Raw genomic sequence first — 20,740 nt, forward strand, 5'->3', positions numbered from 1 at the left:
AATAATTCCCTAAAATAATTTCTTTCTACTAGACCATTTGCAAAAAATCAACTGCAAAAAATAGTCTAACTATCATATCACCCATCAGGTCAATTCGTCCAGATTCTTATAGTAGGACTCCATAAACTCCCCCATAAAGATCTCTGCCTCTTCCACCTGTAGTTCTTTAATCGCTTCCGTTATACTTTCCTTGGCACTTGAGAACTCCGTATTACCGGCCTTCTCCTCCTGAATACATTTTATAAGGGCTGAAAGCTTATCTGCTGCTTTTACCAGTTTCCATATGTATTCTTCTTCCTGCTTGGGAAAAAATATAGATTCATAATCTTCTTTAAAATCCTCCGGCAGCATAGAGAGCAGTCTTCTTGCCGCTTCTGCTTCAATCTCCTTAAAGGCTCCCTGTATGTTTCCGTTATAATATTTGATTGGTGTTGGCATATCCCCAGTAATTATCTCAGTGGAATCATGGAAGAGAGCTATTAAAGCGGCTCTCTCCCCATTTAAGTTCTTATTTAATCTTTTATTTCCTATGACCGCAAGGGCATGGGCTAATATACTGACCTCAAGTGTATGTTCAGAGACATTTTCAGGTCTGGAATTTCTCATTAATGCCCAACGCTCAATATATTTCATGCGAGACATCATGGCATAAAAATTATTCTCCATTTATACTACCGCCTCTTTATGATCTTCCAGCATCTTCTTAATATAGTATCCGGTATAGGATTTAGGAGACGCTGCTACTTCTTCCGGTGTACCTTTGGCAATTACTGTACCGCCTTTGTCTCCGCCTTCCGGTCCCATATCGATAATATAATCCGCTGTCTTGATAACCTCCAGATTATGCTCAATGACCACAACTGAATTCCCTCCCTCAGAGAGTCGTCTCAGTATCTCAATAAGCTTATGAACATCCGCAAAATGAAGTCCTGTAGTAGGCTCATCCAGAATATATATGGTCTTTCCTGTACTTCTCTTACTTAATTCAGTGGCAAGCTTGATTCTCTGTGCTTCACCACCGGATAACGTGGTTGAGGGTTGTCCCAGTCTGATATAAGATAAGCCTACATCATAAAGGGTCTCAATCTTTCTTCGGATAGAAGGCATATTTTCAAAGAATTTCATTGCTTCTTCTACTGTCATGTCAAGAACATCATAGATATTCTTACCCTTATAACGTACTTCAAGAGTTTCACGGTTGTAACGTTTACCGCCGCACACTTCACAAGGTACATATACATCGGGAAGGAAGTTCATCTCGATCTTTAAGATACCATCACCGGAGCAGGCCTCACAGCGACCACCTTTTACATTAAAGCTGAATCTTCCTTTGGTATAGCCCTTCATTTTTGCATCAGCTGTTGCTGAGAATAAGTCTCTTATCTGGTCAAATACACCAGTATAGGTTGCAGGATTGGATCTTGGTGTCCTTCCAATAGGTGACTGATCGATGTTGATTACTTTATCCAGCTTGTCTATGCCAATCATAGCCTCATGTTTACCGGGAATACAACGTGCCCTGTTTAAGTCTCTGGATAATCTCTTATTAAGTATTTCTGTTACCAGTGAGCTCTTACCGGAACCGGATACTCCGGTTACACAGGTCATAATGCCTAAAGGTATATCCACAGAAACATTCTTAAGATTGTTCTCGGTAGCACCTTTTATAGTCAGGTATCCCGTAGGTTTCCTGCGTTCATCAGGAACGGGAATTTTGATTCTTCCGCTTAGATAAGCACCGGTGATGGATTCTTCCACCTTCATAATCTCCTGGGCAGTTCCCGCTGCAATTACCTCACCACCGTGTTCACCGGCTCCGGGCCCTATATCGATAATATAGTCTGCTGCAAACATGGTGTCTTCATCATGTTCAACTACTATTAGTGTATTTCCTAACTCTTTCAGGTTCTTAAGAGTCTTAAGAAGTTTGTCGTTATCTCTCTGGTGGAGTCCAATACTAGGTTCATCCAGAATATAAGCAACACCTACAAGTCCGGAACCAATCTGTGTTGCCAGACGTATTCTCTGTGCTTCCCCACCGGATAGGGAACCAGTAGCACGGGAAAGAGAAAGATAATCTAGTCCTACATCCATTAAGAAACCGACTCTTGCGCAAATTTCCTTTAACACCAGTTCACCGATTTTAAGCTGGGTAGGTGTCAGTTTGAGATTTTTTAAAAAAGAACTTAAATCTCTGATGGAATAATCCGTTACTTCTGATATATTTTTATCTCCCACAGTTACTGCCAGAGAACCTTTTTTCAGTCTTCGTCCTCCGCATTCCTTACAGGGGGTAGTCTTCATAAAGCTTTCATATTCTTGTTTCGTTGTTTCTGAACCGGTCTCACGGTAACGGCGTTCCAGATTCTTAATGAGACCTTCAAAAGCAACATCATATACGCCTTCGCCTCTTTGTCCCTTATATCTTACCTTAACGACTTTTCCGTTGGTGCCGTGCATAAGCATATGCTTGATATTATCCGGAAGTTCCTCATAAGGTGTATTAAGGTTAAAGTTATATTCCTTTGAAAGTGCTTCCAAGGTACATCTGGTATAACTGCTCCTATCTGTTGCAGACTGCCAGCCAAGAGCAGCAATAGCTCCGTCTGCCAGACTGATAGAACCATCGGGAATTATCAGTTCTTCTGCAAATTCCATCTTGATACCCAGCCCGTGGCATTCCGGGCAGGCTCCAAAAGGATTATTAAAAGAGAAGCTTCTTGGCTCGATTTCTTCAATGCTTATATTACAATCCGGGCAGGCAAAGTTCTGACTGAAGCTTAAGGGCTTTTCTCCTGCTACGTCTATCATTAACAGACCTTCTGAAAGTTTCAGAACACTTTCAATAGAGTCGGAAAGACGTTTCTCAATTCCTTCCTTCACAATCAGACGGTCTACAATAATCTCAATATTATGTTTAATATTCTTTTCCAGTTTAATCTCTTCTGTCAGTTCGTATAGATGGCCGTCAATCATAACTCGGATATAGCCGCTTTTCTTAGCCTGCTCCAGTAATTTGACATGTTCACCTTTTCTTCCCCTTACAACAGGTGCCAGAAGCTGAATTCTGCTGCCTTCCTTTAACCGCATGATTTCATCTACCATCTGATCCACGGTCTGCTTCTTGATTTCCTTACCGCACTTAGGGCAATGAGGAATTCCTACTCTGGCATAAAGCAAGCGGAAATAATCATAGATTTCTGTAACGGTTCCTACAGTGGAACGGGGATTACGGTTGGTAGACTTCTGGTCAATGGAGATTGCCGGTGACAGACCTTCAATGCTCTCTACATTGGGTTTTTCCATCTGTCCCAAGAACTGTCTCGCATAAGATGAGAGAGATTCCATATATCTTCTCTGTCCCTCTGCATATATGGTATCAAAGGCCAGAGAGGACTTACCGGATCCGCTTAAGCCTGTTAACACTACAAATTCATCCCTGGGGATATTTACTGTGACATTCTTTAAATTATGTTCCTTGGCTCCTCTTATCTTTATATAATGTTTCTTATCAGCCATTTTAACCTCTTTCTTCCTATCAAAGCTCAGCTTGATATTCATTAAATAGCAGTACTTCTATGTTTTACTAAACTTGTTGCCAGTGTCCAGACATCATCATTCATTTTGGCGCATTTAATGCTGTCTGTATATATTTAATTAATTCCTGTTATGGTTAGAAATCTCAATATCGTGAAAAATCCAATATCTTTTCTTTTTGAAATCATATCATAACGCATAAATTAGCATATTATTAACTACAAAGAATCTATAAATAAAAATACGGATTGAATATCTGTCGTCTCTGTCTTGCGAACAAGGCTTTAAATAGTTGGTTGTATCATATTCGCAAACTGTAACTAACTGCCTGGACAAATCTCACCTAATACAACATCTGTAATTTAAGCTAATACCACTAATGCTTTGTTGTCATGATACTATCCTCTTCCGTAAGAGAAGAAAGCAGCCTGGAAGAATGCCGCTAATGCTTTGTTGTCATGACAGGACAGCTTACACGGCTTTACAGCGGATGGCTGTATAAGCCTATTCCTCATTCTCTGATTTGTTTCCGCATAAATATCAGGCATAAATATCAAGTACAAATATTTATTCATTTTCGCATAAAGACAGTACCAATACTCTAGTCTTCCATATCATGGAGCTGCTTCTTTAATTCCATCAAATGATCTCTTAACTCGGCTGCAAGTTCGAAATTCAGCTCTGCAGCTGCTGTCTGCATATCCTTGGTAACTTTCTTGACAACTGCCTCCAGCTCTTTGCGGGACATGGATTCCGGATCCTTATCCATCTTATAGAAGTTCTTATCGGCCTTTTTCGAGATTCGTATTAGTTCTCGTACCTTCTTCTGAATGGTGGTAGGTGTTATACCATGCTCTTCATTATATTTCTGCTGGATGGCTCTTCTTCGGTTGGTCTCTGATATCGCTTTATTCATCGAATCTGTCATCTTATCCGCATACATGATAACTCTTCCTTCTGAGTTACGGGCTGCACGTCCGATTGTCTGGATAAGCGAAGTCTCTGAACGTAAGAAACCTTCCTTATCAGCGTCTAAGATGGCTACCAGAGTGATTTCCGGAATATCAAGACCTTCCCTAAGTAAGTTAATACCCACCAATACATCGAATACATCCATACGCATGTCACGAATAATTTCAGATCGTTCCAGGGTATCGATATCAGAATGGAGATATTTCACACGGATTCCAACTTCTCTCATATAAGCAGTCAGATCCTCTGCCATCCTCTTGGTCAGTGTGGTAACTAATATCTTATTCTTATTCGCTACTTCCTTATTTACTTCGCCAATCAGGTCATCAATCTGCCCGTTAACAGGTCTGACCATAACCTCCGGGTCCAAAAGACCGGTAGGTCTGATAATCTGTTCCGTACGTAATAATTCGTGTTCTTTCTCGTAAACAGAGGGGGTTGCAGATACAAACATCATCTGATTAATCTTATTCTCAAACTCTTCAAAATTCAAAGGTCTGTTGTCCTTAGCAGATGGCAGACGGAAACCATAGTTAACCAAGGTACTCTTTCTGGCCTGGTCGCCTGCATACATACCTCTAATCTGTGGTATGGTAATATGGGACTCATCCACGATAATTAAGAAGTCATCGGGAAAATAATCTATCAGGGTATGAGGAGTACTTCCCGGTTCCAGTCCCGAAAGATGTCTGGAGTAATTCTCAATACCTGAGCAGAAGCCGGTCTCCCGAAGCATCTCTATATCAAAGTTCGTTCTCTCTGCAATTCTCTGAGCTTCCAGGAGCTTGTCTTCACTCTTAAAATAGAGTACTCTTTCATCTAATTCTTCCTGAATTGTCTTAATAGCACCCTCTAACTTTTCCTGTGATACTACGTAATGGGAAGCCGGAAAGATTGCCATGTGTTCCAAGGTACATTTAATTTCTCCTGTAAGTACATCAATCTCTGTTATCCGGTCAATCTCATCACCAAAGAATTCCACACGGACAGCCCTGTCATCGGAAGTAACAGGGAATATCTCTACCACATCTCCGTTAACACGGAAGGTACCACGCTTGAAATCCATATTGTTTCTGGTATATTGAAGGTCTACCAGCTTTCTTAATATCTCATCCCTCTCCCTTACCATTCCGGGACGTAAGGATATTACCATCTCCTGATAGTCAATGGGATCTCCTAAACCATAGATACAGGACACACTGGCTACAATAATTACATCTCTTCGTTCTGATAAGGCTGCTGTAGCAGAATGCCTCAGCTTATCAATCTCATCGTTAATTGCTGAATCCTTCTCAATATAGGTATCTGTTGAAGGCACATAAGCTTCCGGCTGATAATAATCATAATAGCTGACAAAGTACTCTACGGAATTCTCAGGAAAAAACTCTTTAAATTCACCATACAGCTGCGCTGCCAGGGTCTTATTATGTGCTATTACCAGAGTTGGCCGGTTAAGCTCCTGAATAACATTGGCCATGGTAAAAGTCTTTCCGGAACCAGTTACGCCAAGGAGAGTCTCAAACTGGTTTCCTTCCCGGAAACCTTGCAAAAGCTGCTTTATCGCCTCTGGCTGATCTCCAGTAGGAGCATATTCCGAAACAAGCTTAAATTCACTCATTTTACTATCCTTTCTTATAGCGCACTGCCTTCTTACGACCATCTGACTTATGGGGTGTTACGACACTTGCAGAACGCTGCATCCTTCCTCGTTAACTTCGTCTATATAAGTATGGGTTTCTGATCTTCCTTTCTAAACCGGAATCCAGAATAACCAGTATATTTACCTAATATCAATTTCATGTCATTATATCATACCTGTAAATTGAATGCAATAATTTTTCGAATGTTTGTTCTGTATTTGCATAGAGAAAAACAGCCAGCTGTTATCGGTTTTCTTGTCACATTTTACAATAATCTCCGATTATAAGCTGGCTGTTCACTATATGATTATTTATGGGTATTGCTTCAAATTCGATTTGACGAAAAGACCCGTGGCACGCTGCTAGCACCCCATGCTCTGCCTCGCTCAGAGGAGCAAGACAGAGCTCAAAAAGTGTCTCTGTGAACTATTTTCGGCAAATTAACACTTTCACTTTATCTACTTATTTTTTTGCTTTTATTTCTTTGTTCAGAATACTGATAGCCTTTTGAAGCTGATTATCTTCCTTCTTCTCAATTACGACTTTCTTACGAAGTGCTTCATCAAGCTCAACTGTTACATCAGGAGAAATACCAATCTTATGGATGTTTCTACCCTTAGGAGTATAATATTTGGATACGGTAACTTTAATTGCAGTCCCATCGGTTAAAGGAAGAATGGACTGAACAATACCTTTACCAAAGCTTGTAGTTCCGACGATTGTTCCCTTTTCATAATCCTGAATGGCACCGGCAAAGATTTCAGAAGCACTTGCGCTGTTTCCGTTAATCAGCACAGCCAAAGGTTTATTAAATTCCTCTTTGCCGTCGGATTTGTATTCATCACGGTTGCCGTATTTGTCTTCTGTATATACAATCAATCCGTTGGGGAGCATACGGTCCAGCATATCTACCACGGTATCAAGTAATCCTCCCGGGTTATTTCTGATGTCAATTACAAGACCTTTCTGTCCCTGTTTCTCAAGGTCTGCAAGTGCCTGTCGGAACTGTTCTGCTGTAACCTCATCAAACTCAGAGATAGCAATATATCCTATCTTATTATCAAGCATTTCATACTCAATGGTAGGCACTTCTACTTTACGTCTGGTTATTGTAAATTCAATGGGATCAGCTTCACCTTCCCTGACAATGGTTACATTAACAGTGGTACCTTCTTCTCCTTTGATTTTACCGACAACTTCCGTGATATCTTTGCCTGTTACTTCTTCCTCATTTACTTTATAAAGTACATCTCCCGGCAGAAGACCTGCTTCATAAGCAGGACCGCCTACAAAAGGTTTCACGATTGAGAGTACTCCCGTCTTAACATCGGAGGAAACTGTTGCACCAATACCATAATATACACCGCTGGAGGATTCCATTAAGGCCGTATACTCCTCTTTGGTATAATATACGGAATAAGGATCATCAAGACTTTGCAGAAGCCCTTTGTAAATACCCTCTGCCATGGTATTCTTATCTACCTTTTCCATATAATACTTATCTATCAGGCCTTCCAGTTTATCGATTTTCTTAAGGATATCCTGATCTGTTACCTGCGCTGCAGCAGATGCACTGGTATTCTCTGTCTTAACAGAATCATTTTCCCTCAGCAGGTTCTCATTTATCTTATTGGCAAAGACCGTTACAACAATTGCTACAATAACAAAAGTTGCAGCTAACCCGGATAAAAATCCGTTCAGAAATTTATTCTTCATTGCTTTTACCTCTTTTCCGGGTCAGTCGGTACAATGGCTGCCCCTAATTTTAAAGTCGTTGTATATCGCAAGGGTATTTTATTGAATTCTTTTCTCGTTAGTAACTGACGTAGTTCATGGGATTCTTATATTCACCGTTTACAGTGACAGCAAAGTGCAGATGAGGTCCGGTGGATATTCCTGTTGACCCTACGAGAGCTATCGACTGTCCCTGGCTCACTTCATCGCCTACCGATACCAGAAGCTTAGAACAATGCATATAGATCGTATAGGTACTGTTACCATGATAAATCATAATGTAATTACCACCAGAAACACTATAAGAGGCGGTTACAACACTTCCTCCAGCAGCCGCAACAATCGTTGTACCGGTAGGGGCGCCAATGTCAATTCCTTTATGGTATGTACTGGCACCTTCCGTAGGCTGGTCACGGTAACCAAATCCGGAGGTTATTCTGCTGCTTGAAGGAACAGGCCACTTAAAGCCGTTTACCGTAGTTCCTGAAGAACCGCTATCACCTGAGGAGGAATTGTTGCCCGTAGAATTATTGTCTGAATCAGAGGAGTTTTGATTCTTGGCTTCTTCCTGCTTTCTTCGCTCTTCCTCTTCTTTTCTTTTACGTTCTTCCTCTTCTTTCCTTCTGCGCTCTTCTTCTTCGATTCTCTTTCTCTCAGCTTCTAACAATTGCTCGATAGCCGCTTCTTGATCCGCGATTTTCTGCGTATATTCAGCTGACAGTGCCTCTGACTGGTTTATACTCTTCTGGTACTTGACAACTTCCGCATTCTTATCCTTCAGCAATCTCTCGATGGTACCCTGTTCAAAGGTAAGTTCATCCTTTAAGGTATTCAAATCCTCCAGTACTACCTTTTGTTCGGCTTCTTTTTTTGTTACTTCTTCTTTTAGTTTCTTGTAGCCTTCTAAAAGCCCGTTATCATACTCTGTGATTTTCTCCTTATATTCCATTTGATTCAGCATATCGGAAAAATCCTCTGACTGCAGGAGTATTTCAAGAATACCTGTATCGCCGTTCTCATACATATATTTAATACGGCTCTTCATAACAGAATACTGGTCTTTTTCTTTCTCTTTCGCTTTTACTAAATCTTCTTCAATAATTTTCAAATCACTTTCTGCTGTCTTTATCTTCTCATTGAGTTTATCAACTTCCTCGGTAAGATCATTCAGCTCCAAATCTAATTTCTCGATATATTTAAGTATATCATCTTTTTCTTTTTCTAATTCCTTAATTTTCGATTCAGTTTCTTCCTTTTTTCGTTCAAGGGCTGTCTTATTCTGTTTCGCTTTATCAATTTCACCAGCATAACTCAAGATATTCTGAGTAGCAAATATCAGAACCAATAATACTATCGGAACAAGCTTTAATTTTCTATGTACTAATTTTTTAAAATCAACAGGACGGCCTTTTCGATCTGTAAACTGTATCCTCTTCATTCGCACCTCTTCCCCTTTTTCATTGCATGTCTACTTGCCTTCTTTTAAACGCAGCTGCTTTCTAACAGTGAGATAGCTGCCAAAGAATCCGATTCCCACTCCCAAAATAAGGCTTAAGGGAACCAGTGTTTTAAATATACCATTAACTTCAATAAATTGAAAGGTCCTGAAGATATTATTATATTTTCCAGATATGTAATCTATCAATCTATTATACATAAAATATAGAAATACCAACGGAATTACCGAGCCCAAAAACCCAATTGTAATTCCTTCTACAATAAACGGTGCCCGGATAAAGGAATCCTTTGCTCCGATTAATTTCATAATTGAAATCTCTTCTCTTCTTACGGCAATACCCATTGTTACAGTTGTATTAATGAGGAATATGGCCACACCAAAGAGTATAATGATAATCGCTCCCGACACATAACCTACTAAGGCATTAAAGGTTTTAAAGGTATCTGCGATTGTGTCCGAATGATTAACCTGCCTTACTCCATCCAGTCTTTCAATAAAAGATACCAGGTCCTTTTGCATGGAGACATCATTTAATTTTACCGTATAGGATGCAGAATCCTTGAGAGGATTATCTTCCCCAAAGCTTTCTGCCAATTCTTTATTCAGATATTTTTCTTTATAGTTATTCCAGGTTTCCTCTGCGGAGACAAAGGTGATCGAAGCCACTTCTGCTCTTGTTCTGATCTCATCCCCTATAGTATCTATCTGATCCTGGCTGATGCCTTTGTCAAAAAATACTGTTACACCTACAGAGGTCTCAGCTGTCTTAACCATAAATTGAAAATTAGCAACCACAAAGTAAAAGATACCAAAAAGAAACAAGCAGGCTCCAATAGTTCCCACGGAAGCTGCTGAGAACATCCTGTTTCTGCGGATATTCTTAAAACCCTGTTTCATGCTGTAAATTATCGTACTAATACGCATGGGAATATCCACCTCTTTGCTCATCGCTGATTAATATGCCTTTACTCATAGTAATCACTCTCTTTTGCATTTTGTCTACAATTTCCTTGTTATGTGTTACTACAACTACGGTTGTTCCTCTTTTGTTAATATCCTCAAGCAAACGCATAATTTCCCAGGAATTCTTAGGGTCCAGGTTACCGGTAGGTTCGTCTGCCAGTAAAATGACCGGATTATTCACGAGGGCTCTGGCTAAGGCAACTCTTTGCTGTTCACCGCCGGAAAGCTCTGTAGGCAGGGATTTCTGCTTATCTAAGAGCCCCATAAGGGATAGCATAAGGGGAACCTGTCTTCTGATAGTACTTGCGGACACCTCGATTACCCGCTGGGCAAAGGCAACATTTTCATAAACGTTTCGATCTTTTAACAATCGGAAATTCTGGAACACAACTCCGATTCCTCTTCTGTATTTTGCAACCTGTCTATGTCTCATTCTTGTCAAATCTTTAAAATTTACATATATTTTCCCGCTGGTGGGTTCAATTTCCTTTAAAATCAATTTTATCAGCGTTGATTTTCCTGAACCGCTGCTGCCAACTATAAACACGAACTCTCCTTTTGTAATCTGAAAGCTTATATTATTGATAGCCGGAGTCCCCTTTTGATAGGACTTTGATACTTTGTCAAAAACTATCACCGGAGCATCTGCTTCTTCCAAACTCTTATTTCTATTGTTATTCATTCCCAACACCTTTCTAAAACCTGGTGAACTCCTCATCCTTTTTGTAATTAATAGCTTATGAATACCGAACGTATAGATACTGAATTAATAAATATAGAACCAATAAGTACTGTCCAATAAATACCTATCTATTACCAATCTATAAGTAACAATTTTTATAAGCAACATTCCGTAAATATTAATCCGTAAGTAACGATTTATAGGTAACGTTTCTCAAGTAACAATCCAAAATTCCATATGTAACGATTTATAAGTAACGTTTCTTAAGTAACAATCCGTAAGTACCAATCTATAAGTAATTTCATATGTACTAATTCATAAGTACCTATTCATATGTGTTAATCCATAAGTACTAATTATAAGTATGGACTTATAATTAGTATTCCATAATTTCTAATCCATAAATACTGATTCTATATACCAGTGATAAAGTATTTATCTCAAAACTGTCAAAGAACATATCTAAATATATAACAATATAAATGAATCCTGTGTAAAAGAATAGAGGGGGGCTCTCAAAGAGAAAGCCTTACCCTCTTACTAAACACTATGATATCTCCAGCTTTTCTCTAGTATTCCAGTGTTTCCATGTACTTCATATATTTAACAACCATTAATGCAATCTTGAAGGTGATAGCATCTTCAAAAACCCTTAAATCCAGATTAGTGCTCTTCTGAAGCTTATCCAGACGGTAAACCAGAGTATTTCTATGAATATATAACTGTCTGGAAGTCTCTGATACGTTCAGATTATTCTCAAAGAATTTGTTGATGGTAGTTAAAGTTTCCTCATCAAATTCATCAGGAGATTTTCCGTCAAAGATTTCCTTTATGAACATCTTGCATAAAGGCATGGGAAGCTGGTAAATAAGTCGTCCAATACCCAAATTACTGTAAGCCATTACATTTCTGTCACTGTAGAAGATCTTTCCAACGTCCAGCGCCATCTTAGCTTCTTTATAAGATCTTGAAACATCCTTAATCTCATTTACGATAGTACCAAAGGCTACATGAACCTTAGTCATTGCTTCTGTGTTAAGCATGTCCAAAATTATCTTAGCCGTCTTATTCATATCGTCATAAGTTTCATTGGGCTTTAACTCTTTTACCAGGATAATGTTCTTCTCATCAACTGCAGTTATAAAATCCTTGGTCTTGCCTGAGAAAAGTCCTCTTACGGTTTCAAGAGCATTGATGTCCTTCTCGTTCTTTGTCTCAATTATGAAGACAACTCTTCTGACATCAGTCTCGATATGAAGCTTTTTTGCTCTGTTGTAGATATCTACTAACAAGAGATTGTCAAGGAGAAGGTTCTTAATAAAGTTATCCTTATCATATCTCTCCTTATAAGCAACTAACAGGTTCTGTATCTGGAAAGAAGCAATCTTACCTACCATATAGACATCATCACTGTCGCCTTTTGCTAATATTACATATTCCAACTGGTGCTCATCAAAAACCTTAAAGAACTGATAACCCTGAAGCACCTGGCTGTCGGCAGGGGATTCCACAAAGTTCAGAACTGCATTTTCATAGTCATCTGCATTATTTATAGTAGTTGCCAGAGTTTTTCCTTCTGTATCCATTACACAGAGATCTATTCTGGTAATACCTTTTAAGCCTTCAATGGTGCTCTGCAGAATTTGATTCGATATCATATTGTCACTCCTTTTTTTATTCGTACTTAAAACCAAAAATTTATAACCCTTATTTTAGCATTGTTTTCGTAGAAAGTAAACTAAATTTACACAAATTTAATAATATTATTCGTACAATACTGTTAATTCCTCTGGTTTTCTATATAGTTTATTTACTAAACTTTTATTGGGCGTTAGTATTCTTACTTTTAATTTTAAAAAGCTACTTTATAATACTGACCTTCAGATTTTATAACTATACAAATAATTTGCATTATCAGTTAAGTTAAGTATAAACCTTGTACATGTGTATTAATAAGAACTTCTTGTTTTTTGCGGATACTACTTTTATTCTTTTATATATAGCATCCATTCATAAGCTACTGGTTCCATACATAAACTAGGTTAAGTCATTCGCTAGATTCAAGAATAACTAAGTTAGGCCCTAAGCTGGGTCTTTCCATAGTATAGCTTAGGTCACGAGCTGGTTTCAGGTATATAATTACCTCGGTCTTGCGCTGGTTTCAGATATTTTATTGCCTCGATTTTGCGCTGCTCAGATATATAAATGCCTCGGTCTCGCACTGGTTCAGGTATGTAATTGCCTCAATTTTGAGCTGGTCTCAGATATATAATTGCCTTGATCTTGCGCTGGTTTCAGGTATATAATTGCCTCAATCTTGTGCTGATTTCAGCTATATAATTGCCTTGATCTTACGATGGTTTCAGATATGTAATTACCCCTATCTTGCGCGAGTCACAGGTATATAATTGCCTCAATCTTGCATTGGTTTCAGATATATAACAGCCTCTGCCATAAATTAGTTTTATGCATTTATTGACTTTCGTCTATGATTAGGCCATGCGCCATGCGTATTATTTGCTAAAGCAAAAAGTAAGCAACTTCTGTGGATCCCCCTATAATTGATTTTATAAAGCAAAAACAGAGAACCCATAAGAGTTCTCTGCTTATATTAATAATAAATTATATTTGCTTTTAAACAGTGATTAATGTACCGCTTTACCATCCTTGATAATAGAATGATTAGTGTGTAATAACCTGCTCTGTCTCTTTATCAAATACATGAATCTTAGTTAAGTCAAATGCTACCTTGATTGTATCGCCAGGTCTAGCAGTTGTACGAGGATTTACTCTTGCAGTTACATCGAACTGATCTACTGAGAAATACAGGTAAACTTCAGCACCTAATAACTCGTATACTCTTACAGTTGCATTAACAACACTGTCAGGTGAGCTGCTGATGAACATTTCTTCATCTTTCACATCTTCAGGACGAATTCCTAAGATAACAGTCTTATTCTCATATCCGCCTTCAAGAACCTTCTTGCCTTTAGCTTCAGGTAATTTGATGGAGTGTGAACCAAACTTTAAGGAAACTGTGCTGCCATCTTTTACTACAGTAGCTTCGATTACGTTCATCTGAGGTGAACCAATAAAGGTTGCTACGAATAAATTGTTAGGCATGTTGTACAGGTTCTGAGGAGAATCAACCTGCTGAACAACACCGTCTTTCATTACAACGATTCTTGTTCCAAGTGTCATAGCCTCTGTCTGATCATGTGTAACGTAGATGATAGTTGTCTGAAGTCTCTGATGTAACTTGGAGATCTCAATACGCATCTGTACTCTTAGCTTAGCATCCAAGTTGGATAAAGGCTCATCCATAAGGAATACTTTAGGATTACGAACGATAGCACGACCCATGGCAACACGCTGTCTCTGTCCACCGGATAAAGCCTTAGGCTTACGGTCTAATAAGTGCTCAATGTCAAGGATCTTAGCTGCTTCACGTACTAATTTCTCGATCTGGTCTTTAGGAGTTTTTCTTAACTTAAGACCAAATGCCATATTATCATAAACAGACATGTGAGGATATAAAGCGTAGTTCTGGAAAACCATCGCGATATCTCTGTCTTTGGGTTCTACATCATTTACTAACTTATCGGCAATCCATAACTCACCGCCTGTGATTTCCTCCAGACCTGCGATCATACGTAATGTTGTGGACTTTCCACAACCTGAGGGTCCTACGAAGATGATGAATTCTTTGTCAGCGATTTCAAGATTAAAATCTTTAACAGCTACAAAACCGTTGGGGTATGTTTTGTTGATGTTCTTTAAAGATAAACTTGCCATTTTATAATTTCCTCCCTAAATTTTAATGCCATCATGTGCTCTGTCTTGTACTATTACTATATGTCTAACTATACACTATTAGCACAATGAAAGCCATATCCCAATTCCACAAATTAATTTTTGCCATTTTGTGTACTTTGTATATTCAACTTAAAAATAAGTACTTTTACCGATATTTTGTTGACTGCCCGTTAATTTTACTGTCTATATTCTCTAAAACCCTCGCCCATAACCTCTCTGGCATCACTCACAATGATGAAAGCTCTGGGGTCGACTTCCGCAACCAGTTCTTTTAATTCAACAATTTCCTTCTTGGAAACTACACAAAACAGCATTTTCTTTTCCTTATTTGAGTACATACCGGTAGCAGAAATACCGGTGACCCCCCTGTCCAGGTCAGCTATAATGCGCTCAGCAATTTTTTCATAATGCTCAGAAATGATATAGGCCATTTTGGCAAACTTAAGACCTTCCAGAATGCTGTCAGATATTTTTGCAGTGATGTATACAGCAATTATTGCGTAAAGTGCCTTTGTAATACCAAAGCTTATAATACCGATAGTAACTACGATAGCATCTATAACAATAAGAATTCTTGGAACTGTATGATAAGGAATAAATTTATGAATTATCATAGCTAACATGTCCGTACCACCGGTAGAGGCATTGGCAGCAAATACAAGACCAATTCCTACTCCTCCGATTACTCCGCCAAAAACCGCTGCCAGCAGATAGTCGTGTCCCAGAAAATTAATATCAGAAGGTACGAGAGCAAGGGCTAAGGTGAAACTGATCTCCGCTAAAAAAGCATGTTTAACAAAAGTCTTACCACGAACCAGTATAGCTGCAATAAATAAAGGTACATTCAGCGCCAGGTTGGTAATCCAGATGGGTATTCCGTCCTCAATAACCAAACCAGTCAGCTTCTTTATAACAATAGCAAGACCGGACAAGCCTCCTGTTACCATTTCCATTGGTTCATATACCAGGTTCACAGACACTGCCATTAAGATTGTTCCTACTATAATAAGTATATAGTGGGTAAACTTATTTTTATAAACATGCATTTCCATATCGTATCACCTTTTCTGTAGGTATTTTTCAACTATTATTAAGCTAAACTTAATATTTAACTTTAAAATTTGTTATGGCCCGGATATACTTTTATCATATCACTGTATATTCTTATTTAATTTTAGCCCTTTCACGGTTCTTTATACTTTTGATTTTAATCAGAGTTGTGAAGACAAAATTAACTCATGGATATTTTATCCATTAAGAGCCATTTTATAGTATAACAGAAAAGTTTTAGATAGACAAGACAGATTAATGAGTACCTCTTGAGGTCCAATCTCCGTTGACATTTTTATTAGCATAATAGATGATGTAGTCACCATCCTGAAAATTAAAGGTTATACCGCCATAACTGGTCTTCTGATACTGATACCCTTCTCTTTTCCACATGTTACAATAGCCGTTAGTGCTGTTCTTTTCATTAATATAGCTTAGATTTAGTGTGCCGTGTTTTACCGTTGTAATGTCAAAGTTCACGATGATATAGCCTTCTTTTAGCCAAAAGGATTCCTTATAATTCAACCCTCCATTATTTATAGCATATTGAGTTACATCAAAGCCTTTTGGTACTATATGTACTTCCGCCGGCAGATAATATTCACCATACCATTTCTGTACGCTGGTTGCGACTTGTTTTGCCGTTACTCCTGAGGGAATCTGTGTGATGGTACCAACATACATCCTAAGGCTGGAAGGTAACATGATATTCATAAAATTATATACCTTTTTATGCTGTGATTTGATTTTTTGTAACGTTACTCCCTCAAAAAAAGCTGTCTTTTCAAGTTCACTTTCCGGAATACCCAGGTAAGGATCTCCTGTCTTGATGGACTTATCATTCTCAAGGTCAATATTTCCACCCATCTTAACCATGACATTTTGCTTGCCACCAAAAGTTTCAGAGTAGTAAATATCAACTTCCTTACGATTGTTACCCTTCTTATCTACATAGTAGAACTTAGGCTGTATTCTTACATAATCATCCTTCTCTGCCATACTACCAACTGTAGTAAGCGAAAAACGTGTCATGTACCCGGTTTTTAAGATACCCTGATTCTTATATACAGGATGGCTGCCGTTTACCATTGTTAGTGTGTACTTAGCATCCTGTCCATTACTGTTTCCATTCTGATCTTTTGTACCAACAGTATATTTAAATCCGGTCATTTTAAGGGAATTAGACAAACGAAATACTTTTTCCCAAATTGGATAGTCTGTAACATCGTAGATATTTAATCCGTAAATTCTTCCGGATATCTGAACAATAGAGTTATCTTCTGCTGCATAATTATCAAGTCGTGTATTTGCCACGTCTTCAACTTTTTCCAACTTATCATTCGCAGCTGCGTTAATAGCAGTACTCCTATACCGGATTTCATATCTTCCTTCAGGAACCCATATGGGTACATAGAACAATGTGTTTTCAGTAACGCTAGTCCAGGTATTTTGGGGAATGTATGTCCCGCTTGTTGAGCTACCTTTGTATACATCAAATGCAAATTTAACTTGCCTGCTTGCTATGTATTTTGAATAATCTCGGTATCCGTATCCTTTTATATCCCTGTGACTTCCCGTTGTTGGAAGTGTTACATAAAAAGGTCTATCAAGTACCAGGGATGCATAAACCGGATCTGGTGTAATCATCTGGTTGTCTTTCCGGTTATCCTGTACCATTCCATCACATACAACCGGAGTATGTACTACCACTGGATTTATATCACTGATTTCATATTGTTCTTCAATTTCAAATATCGTTTCGTTTCCGATATTAACAATAGGTTTGTAATTAACTATTCCCTCGCTTGAGTACTCTTCATTTGCCAATGTTCCTGGTATAACTAATCCAGATTTAAAGAAAACATTATCTCTTACCTCCTCTTGTCCTTCCGGAATGGCAATGGGATTAGTTGTTTCTTCTTCCTTTATTGCATCTGATATGATTGTTTGTCCATTAAATACTAACTTATCATTTTTACATTTAATCTTGACGATGGCTGCTTCCGCTTTATCTTTCCAATCCTCTGTAGGTATCGAAGGTTCTGTAGATTCACCATTGATAGTTTCTCCCGGCAACCTAACTGTTTTCACTTCTCCATCATTAAGAGGAGTAACTAAGTGTTCGCTTTCCTCTGTAGAATTCGTATAACTCACTGTGGGTGAAGTATAACTTGCGGGAGTCATTTCTACTTTACCACCTGGTAAGGCATCATTAAGTACTATTGCTTTATCAAGGCCGTATACCACTAAGGCATCAATATACCAATATGAATATTTACGCTCGATGTAATATGTCTTCGTTATTGGAACAATGGAGCTTTTATCATGCTTTTCTCCCTTTGTATCCGTTTCCGTCCAGGTAAGTGTATAATTCTTTGTTACATTTACCGGATAGACTTTCGTTCCGGATTTTTTGATAAAGTTATAAGCGGAAAGATACTTACTTGTTTTTACATTGGCATAGAGACTTTCTGTGCCTGGGATTCCGTCCAGGACATCGTAAGTTTCATTCCCCCTGGTATCTGCAGCTATTACGGCTGTTGGATCTATTATTTCAACCTCCCTTGACATATTGTCCTCTGTTTCACTGGGGAGTTTCTCACTGAATTTACGGTACATTGCAACAATCTTAAGTCCCTTGTCTTTGACTGTATATTCCCTATCCCTTAAATAGCTGATTGCTGAAGCATATTCACTTGCTGATAAAAAGGGATTGATATCCGTTTTTCGATTTCCTACGTTCTTCTTTGGCTCTCGAAGATTAACATAATAGAGTCTGTAAAGATAGTATTTTGTACCGTCTATATGATCCGATATCTTAGTGCTATTGGTTGTGAAGATTGTATTTTTAGTCTGTGCTGTATAGCTTTTTGAATCGTGCAGCGTGCTTGTACCATTACTATAAATTCTTCTTTCAATTGCAATTGGTTCTTTGTTGTCAGTTCCGTAATGGAATTCAAGTTCAAGATCAAAACGATCTTCAAAATCAGATGTATCATTCCAAGTCTCCGCTGTTGCAATTCCATAAGGTTTTCCGGATAAATTATAGTATTCAAAATTATTTTCTTTATCACCATACACGGTGTGAAAAATACCATTAAAATATATAGTATCATTTTCTTTGACTTCATCTAATTTCGTTTTACTAAATGCCGCATTTACTTGGCTAATATTAAAAGTAAATGTTGTATATACTTTTCCATCAGCACCATTCACAGATTTTTTCTGTCCATCTTCAAGCTTAAAAATAGCATATTCTTTGTCTTTTCGTGGAAATCCTTTTGTTTTATCTCTACGAACCGTAAATCCTATGGTTTTCCATCTTATTTCGGAAGTAGCTTTTGTATCTCTTGTTGTAAATGTTATATCACCATTCTTTATATTCATTCTTAAATCTGGTTTATCATCATCGTCATCAGCATAAGTTATAATGCTAGGCAGCAATATAATCATCAAGCAAAACAAAATGAATATTATTCCCTTTATAATTCTTTCCATTTCTGATATTTTCCTTATTCTCCTTTGTAAAAATAATCGTCCAAAGCATCATCAAATATAGCAAAATCACTTCCATTACTAGAACCATTTGCAGTTGCAAGTTCAATATCATAAACCCCCTCAAACCATTTATCTCTAATTAATCCCTGAAAATTCACATGTTTTCTTGAAAAGAATAAATCTTCTTGGGCTTTTTTTTCACCAGGAAAAGATACTTTAAATTTTACATATACTCTTATTCTATAACTCTGGTCAAAGTATAAAGAAGATGGCTCAACAGAAATCACCGAACTTTTTATGACTACTTTATTTTTCTTAACAGAACTCACATATGTTTTTATATCATCAGTTGTCTTTTTATTAGATGATGCATTACTATAAACAAAATATGTTTTCCTTAAGTTGTTTACCCATGTATTATTGACAGTACGATAATCTATGTTTAAACGATATTTTAGATTATCTTCAACTTTCTTTACCCAGGTATCAGCGAATTGATAAATACTTGTGGGGTCTGAAGCTTCATTTTCTTTCTCTCTTGCAATATATGCTGCAGATGCATAGTCCTTTCCCTCTACTGGTTCCCATGAATATGTAGCCCTTTGGTACATAAACTTCATTTCATAAAAAGAATTTGGATAAGCTTCTAATATGTAAGGATAACTTTTTGCATTCTTCGGAAGATTTGTTGTCCTTATCAACTGCCCATCAGGACTAAGTTTTGCCCTGCCTTTCGTATTCTTCAGCAAAGCTACAACTTTTTTTGCATCTGCAGTAGTCAAATAATCATAGCCATCAAATGCTCTGTTCTGTATGTACATTCCATTGCTTTTTCCAACAATAAGACCTTTTGCATAAACCTTTGCAACAGCTTCTCTTTTCCCTGCAGGTATTTTCTTAATATCAGAAATTCTTTTGGCTAGAATAATTTCAAGTAACTCAGCATCAACTTTATCACCATTTAAATATTCATCGGCACGATTAAGAAGTACTGCTGCATCCACTCTTGTTAGATCTGCTTTATAATCTTTGAAATCCCCTTCTTTAACAATTCCGGCAGCTAATGCAGCTTTCAAATAAGGACTTTTAGCTGTAGTATCTACTTCAAGTCCTACAGCAGGTACCAGCAGCTTAATAAAATTATAAATTTTAATTTTATTACTTGCTGCCGCTGAAGTCTGCGCTGGTATTAAAATACACGAAAATATAATAGTTAAAACTAGTAATAGGCATATTCCTCTGTTTTTAAGTATTTTCTTAGTCATTATAATATTCCCTCCATCATCTTTCTTTTGTAAAAAATATTTAATTTCTTATACAGAATAGTTCCAATACAGAAATCCTTATCCGAACAAAGAATAACCACCAACAAAAGCATTCATTACGAAA

General features: G+C 37.8%; 12 protein-coding genes. All 12 read right to left on the reverse strand.

The window, feature by feature from the left end:
* Window positions 1–84: 84 nt before the first annotated feature.
* The 12 genes from yfbR to BR73_RS0125980 all read right to left on the reverse strand — a co-directional run bounded on the left by yfbR (window position 85) and on the right by BR73_RS0125980 (window position 20,616).
* Entirely contained in the window at window positions 85–666 is a 582-nt protein-coding gene (gene yfbR / locus BR73_RS0125925; RefSeq protein ID WP_033168640.1) for a 5'-deoxynucleotidase, read from the reverse strand.
* On the reverse strand, window positions 667–3,519 hold the full coding sequence (gene uvrA / locus BR73_RS0125930) for an excinuclease ABC subunit UvrA (protein ID WP_033168641.1): 2,853 nt from the start codon (window positions 3,517–3,519) through the stop codon (window positions 667–669). It lies immediately after the preceding gene.
* A gap of 619 nt (window positions 3,520–4,138) precedes the next feature.
* Window positions 4,139–6,127, reverse strand: a complete 1,989-nt coding sequence (gene uvrB / locus BR73_RS0125935; RefSeq protein ID WP_033168642.1) for an excinuclease ABC subunit UvrB — start codon at window positions 6,125–6,127, stop codon at window positions 4,139–4,141.
* A gap of 484 nt (window positions 6,128–6,611) precedes the next feature.
* Window positions 6,612–7,865, reverse strand: a complete 1,254-nt coding sequence (locus BR73_RS0125940) for a S41 family peptidase (RefSeq protein WP_033168643.1) — start codon at window positions 7,863–7,865, stop codon at window positions 6,612–6,614.
* A 97-nt stretch (window positions 7,866–7,962) separates the two neighbouring features.
* Window positions 7,963–9,321 (reverse strand): M23 family metallopeptidase, encoded by a 1,359-nt coding sequence (locus tag BR73_RS0125945; protein WP_051685593.1) that lies wholly within the window; start codon window positions 9,319–9,321, stop codon window positions 7,963–7,965.
* Window positions 9,322–9,351: 30 nt separating this feature from the next.
* Window positions 9,352–10,266, reverse strand: coding sequence for a permease-like cell division protein FtsX (gene ftsX, locus BR73_RS0125950; RefSeq protein WP_033168644.1), 915 nt, complete (start codon window positions 10,264–10,266; stop codon window positions 9,352–9,354).
* Window positions 10,256–10,942, reverse strand: a complete 687-nt coding sequence (gene ftsE / locus BR73_RS0125955) for a cell division ATP-binding protein FtsE (RefSeq protein WP_033168985.1) — start codon at window positions 10,940–10,942, stop codon at window positions 10,256–10,258. Before ftsE ends, ftsX begins: the two co-directional genes overlap by 11 nt.
* A gap of 614 nt (window positions 10,943–11,556) precedes the next feature.
* Window positions 11,557–12,645 carry a helix-turn-helix domain-containing protein gene (locus BR73_RS0125960; RefSeq protein WP_033168645.1) on the reverse strand — a complete coding sequence of 363 codons (1,089 nt, stop codon included), beginning with the start codon at window positions 12,643–12,645 and terminating at the stop codon, window positions 11,557–11,559.
* A gap of 1,024 nt (window positions 12,646–13,669) precedes the next feature.
* Window positions 13,670–14,782, reverse strand: coding sequence for a sn-glycerol-3-phosphate ABC transporter ATP-binding protein UgpC (gene ugpC / locus BR73_RS0125965; RefSeq protein WP_033168646.1), 1,113 nt, complete (start codon window positions 14,780–14,782; stop codon window positions 13,670–13,672).
* Between the two features lie 197 nt (window positions 14,783–14,979).
* Complete coding sequence (locus BR73_RS0125970) at window positions 14,980–15,855, reverse strand: YitT family protein (RefSeq protein ID WP_033168647.1); 876 nt, start codon at window positions 15,853–15,855, stop codon at window positions 14,980–14,982.
* A 253-nt stretch (window positions 15,856–16,108) separates the two neighbouring features.
* Window positions 16,109–19,351, reverse strand: a complete 3,243-nt coding sequence (locus BR73_RS0125975) for a DUF5704 domain-containing protein (protein WP_051685594.1) — start codon at window positions 19,349–19,351, stop codon at window positions 16,109–16,111.
* A gap of 14 nt (window positions 19,352–19,365) precedes the next feature.
* Entirely contained in the window at window positions 19,366–20,616 is a 1,251-nt protein-coding gene (locus tag BR73_RS0125980; protein ID WP_033168648.1) for an S-layer homology domain-containing protein, read from the reverse strand.
* Between the last annotated feature and the right edge of the window lie 124 nt (window positions 20,617–20,740).

This window comes from Clostridium sp. KNHs205, from assembly GCF_000702945.1.
GTDB lineage: Bacteria > Bacillota > Clostridia > Lachnospirales > Lachnospiraceae > Anaerocolumna.

Bases quoted from the DNA above. Each gene is read 5' to 3' on its own strand.
- yfbR (WP_033168640.1), bottom strand. From the start codon at position 666: ATGGAGAATAATTTTTATGCCATGATGTCTCGCATGAAATATATTGAG.
- uvrA (WP_033168641.1), bottom strand. From the start codon at position 3,519: ATGGCTGATAAGAAACATTATATAAAGATAAGAGGAGCCAAGGAACAT.
- uvrB (WP_033168642.1), bottom strand. From the start codon at position 6,127: ATGAGTGAATTTAAGCTTGTTTCGGAATATGCTCCTACTGGAGATCAG.
- BR73_RS0125940 (WP_033168643.1), bottom strand. From the start codon at position 7,865: ATGAAGAATAAATTTCTGAACGGATTTTTATCCGGGTTAGCTGCAACT.
- BR73_RS0125945 (WP_051685593.1), bottom strand. From the start codon at position 9,321: ATGAAGAGGATACAGTTTACAGATCGAAAAGGCCGTCCTGTTGATTTT.
- ftsX (WP_033168644.1), bottom strand. From the start codon at position 10,266: ATGCGTATTAGTACGATAATTTACAGCATGAAACAGGGTTTTAAGAAT.
- BR73_RS0125960 (WP_033168645.1), bottom strand. From the start codon at position 12,645: ATGATATCGAATCAAATTCTGCAGAGCACCATTGAAGGCTTAAAAGGT.
- ugpC (WP_033168646.1), bottom strand. From the start codon at position 14,782: ATGGCAAGTTTATCTTTAAAGAACATCAACAAAACATACCCCAACGGT.
- BR73_RS0125970 (WP_033168647.1), bottom strand. From the start codon at position 15,855: ATGGAAATGCATGTTTATAAAAATAAGTTTACCCACTATATACTTATT.
- BR73_RS0125975 (WP_051685594.1), bottom strand. From the start codon at position 19,351: ATGGAAAGAATTATAAAGGGAATAATATTCATTTTGTTTTGCTTGATG.
- BR73_RS0125980 (WP_033168648.1), bottom strand. From the start codon at position 20,616: ATGACTAAGAAAATACTTAAAAACAGAGGAATATGCCTATTACTAGTT.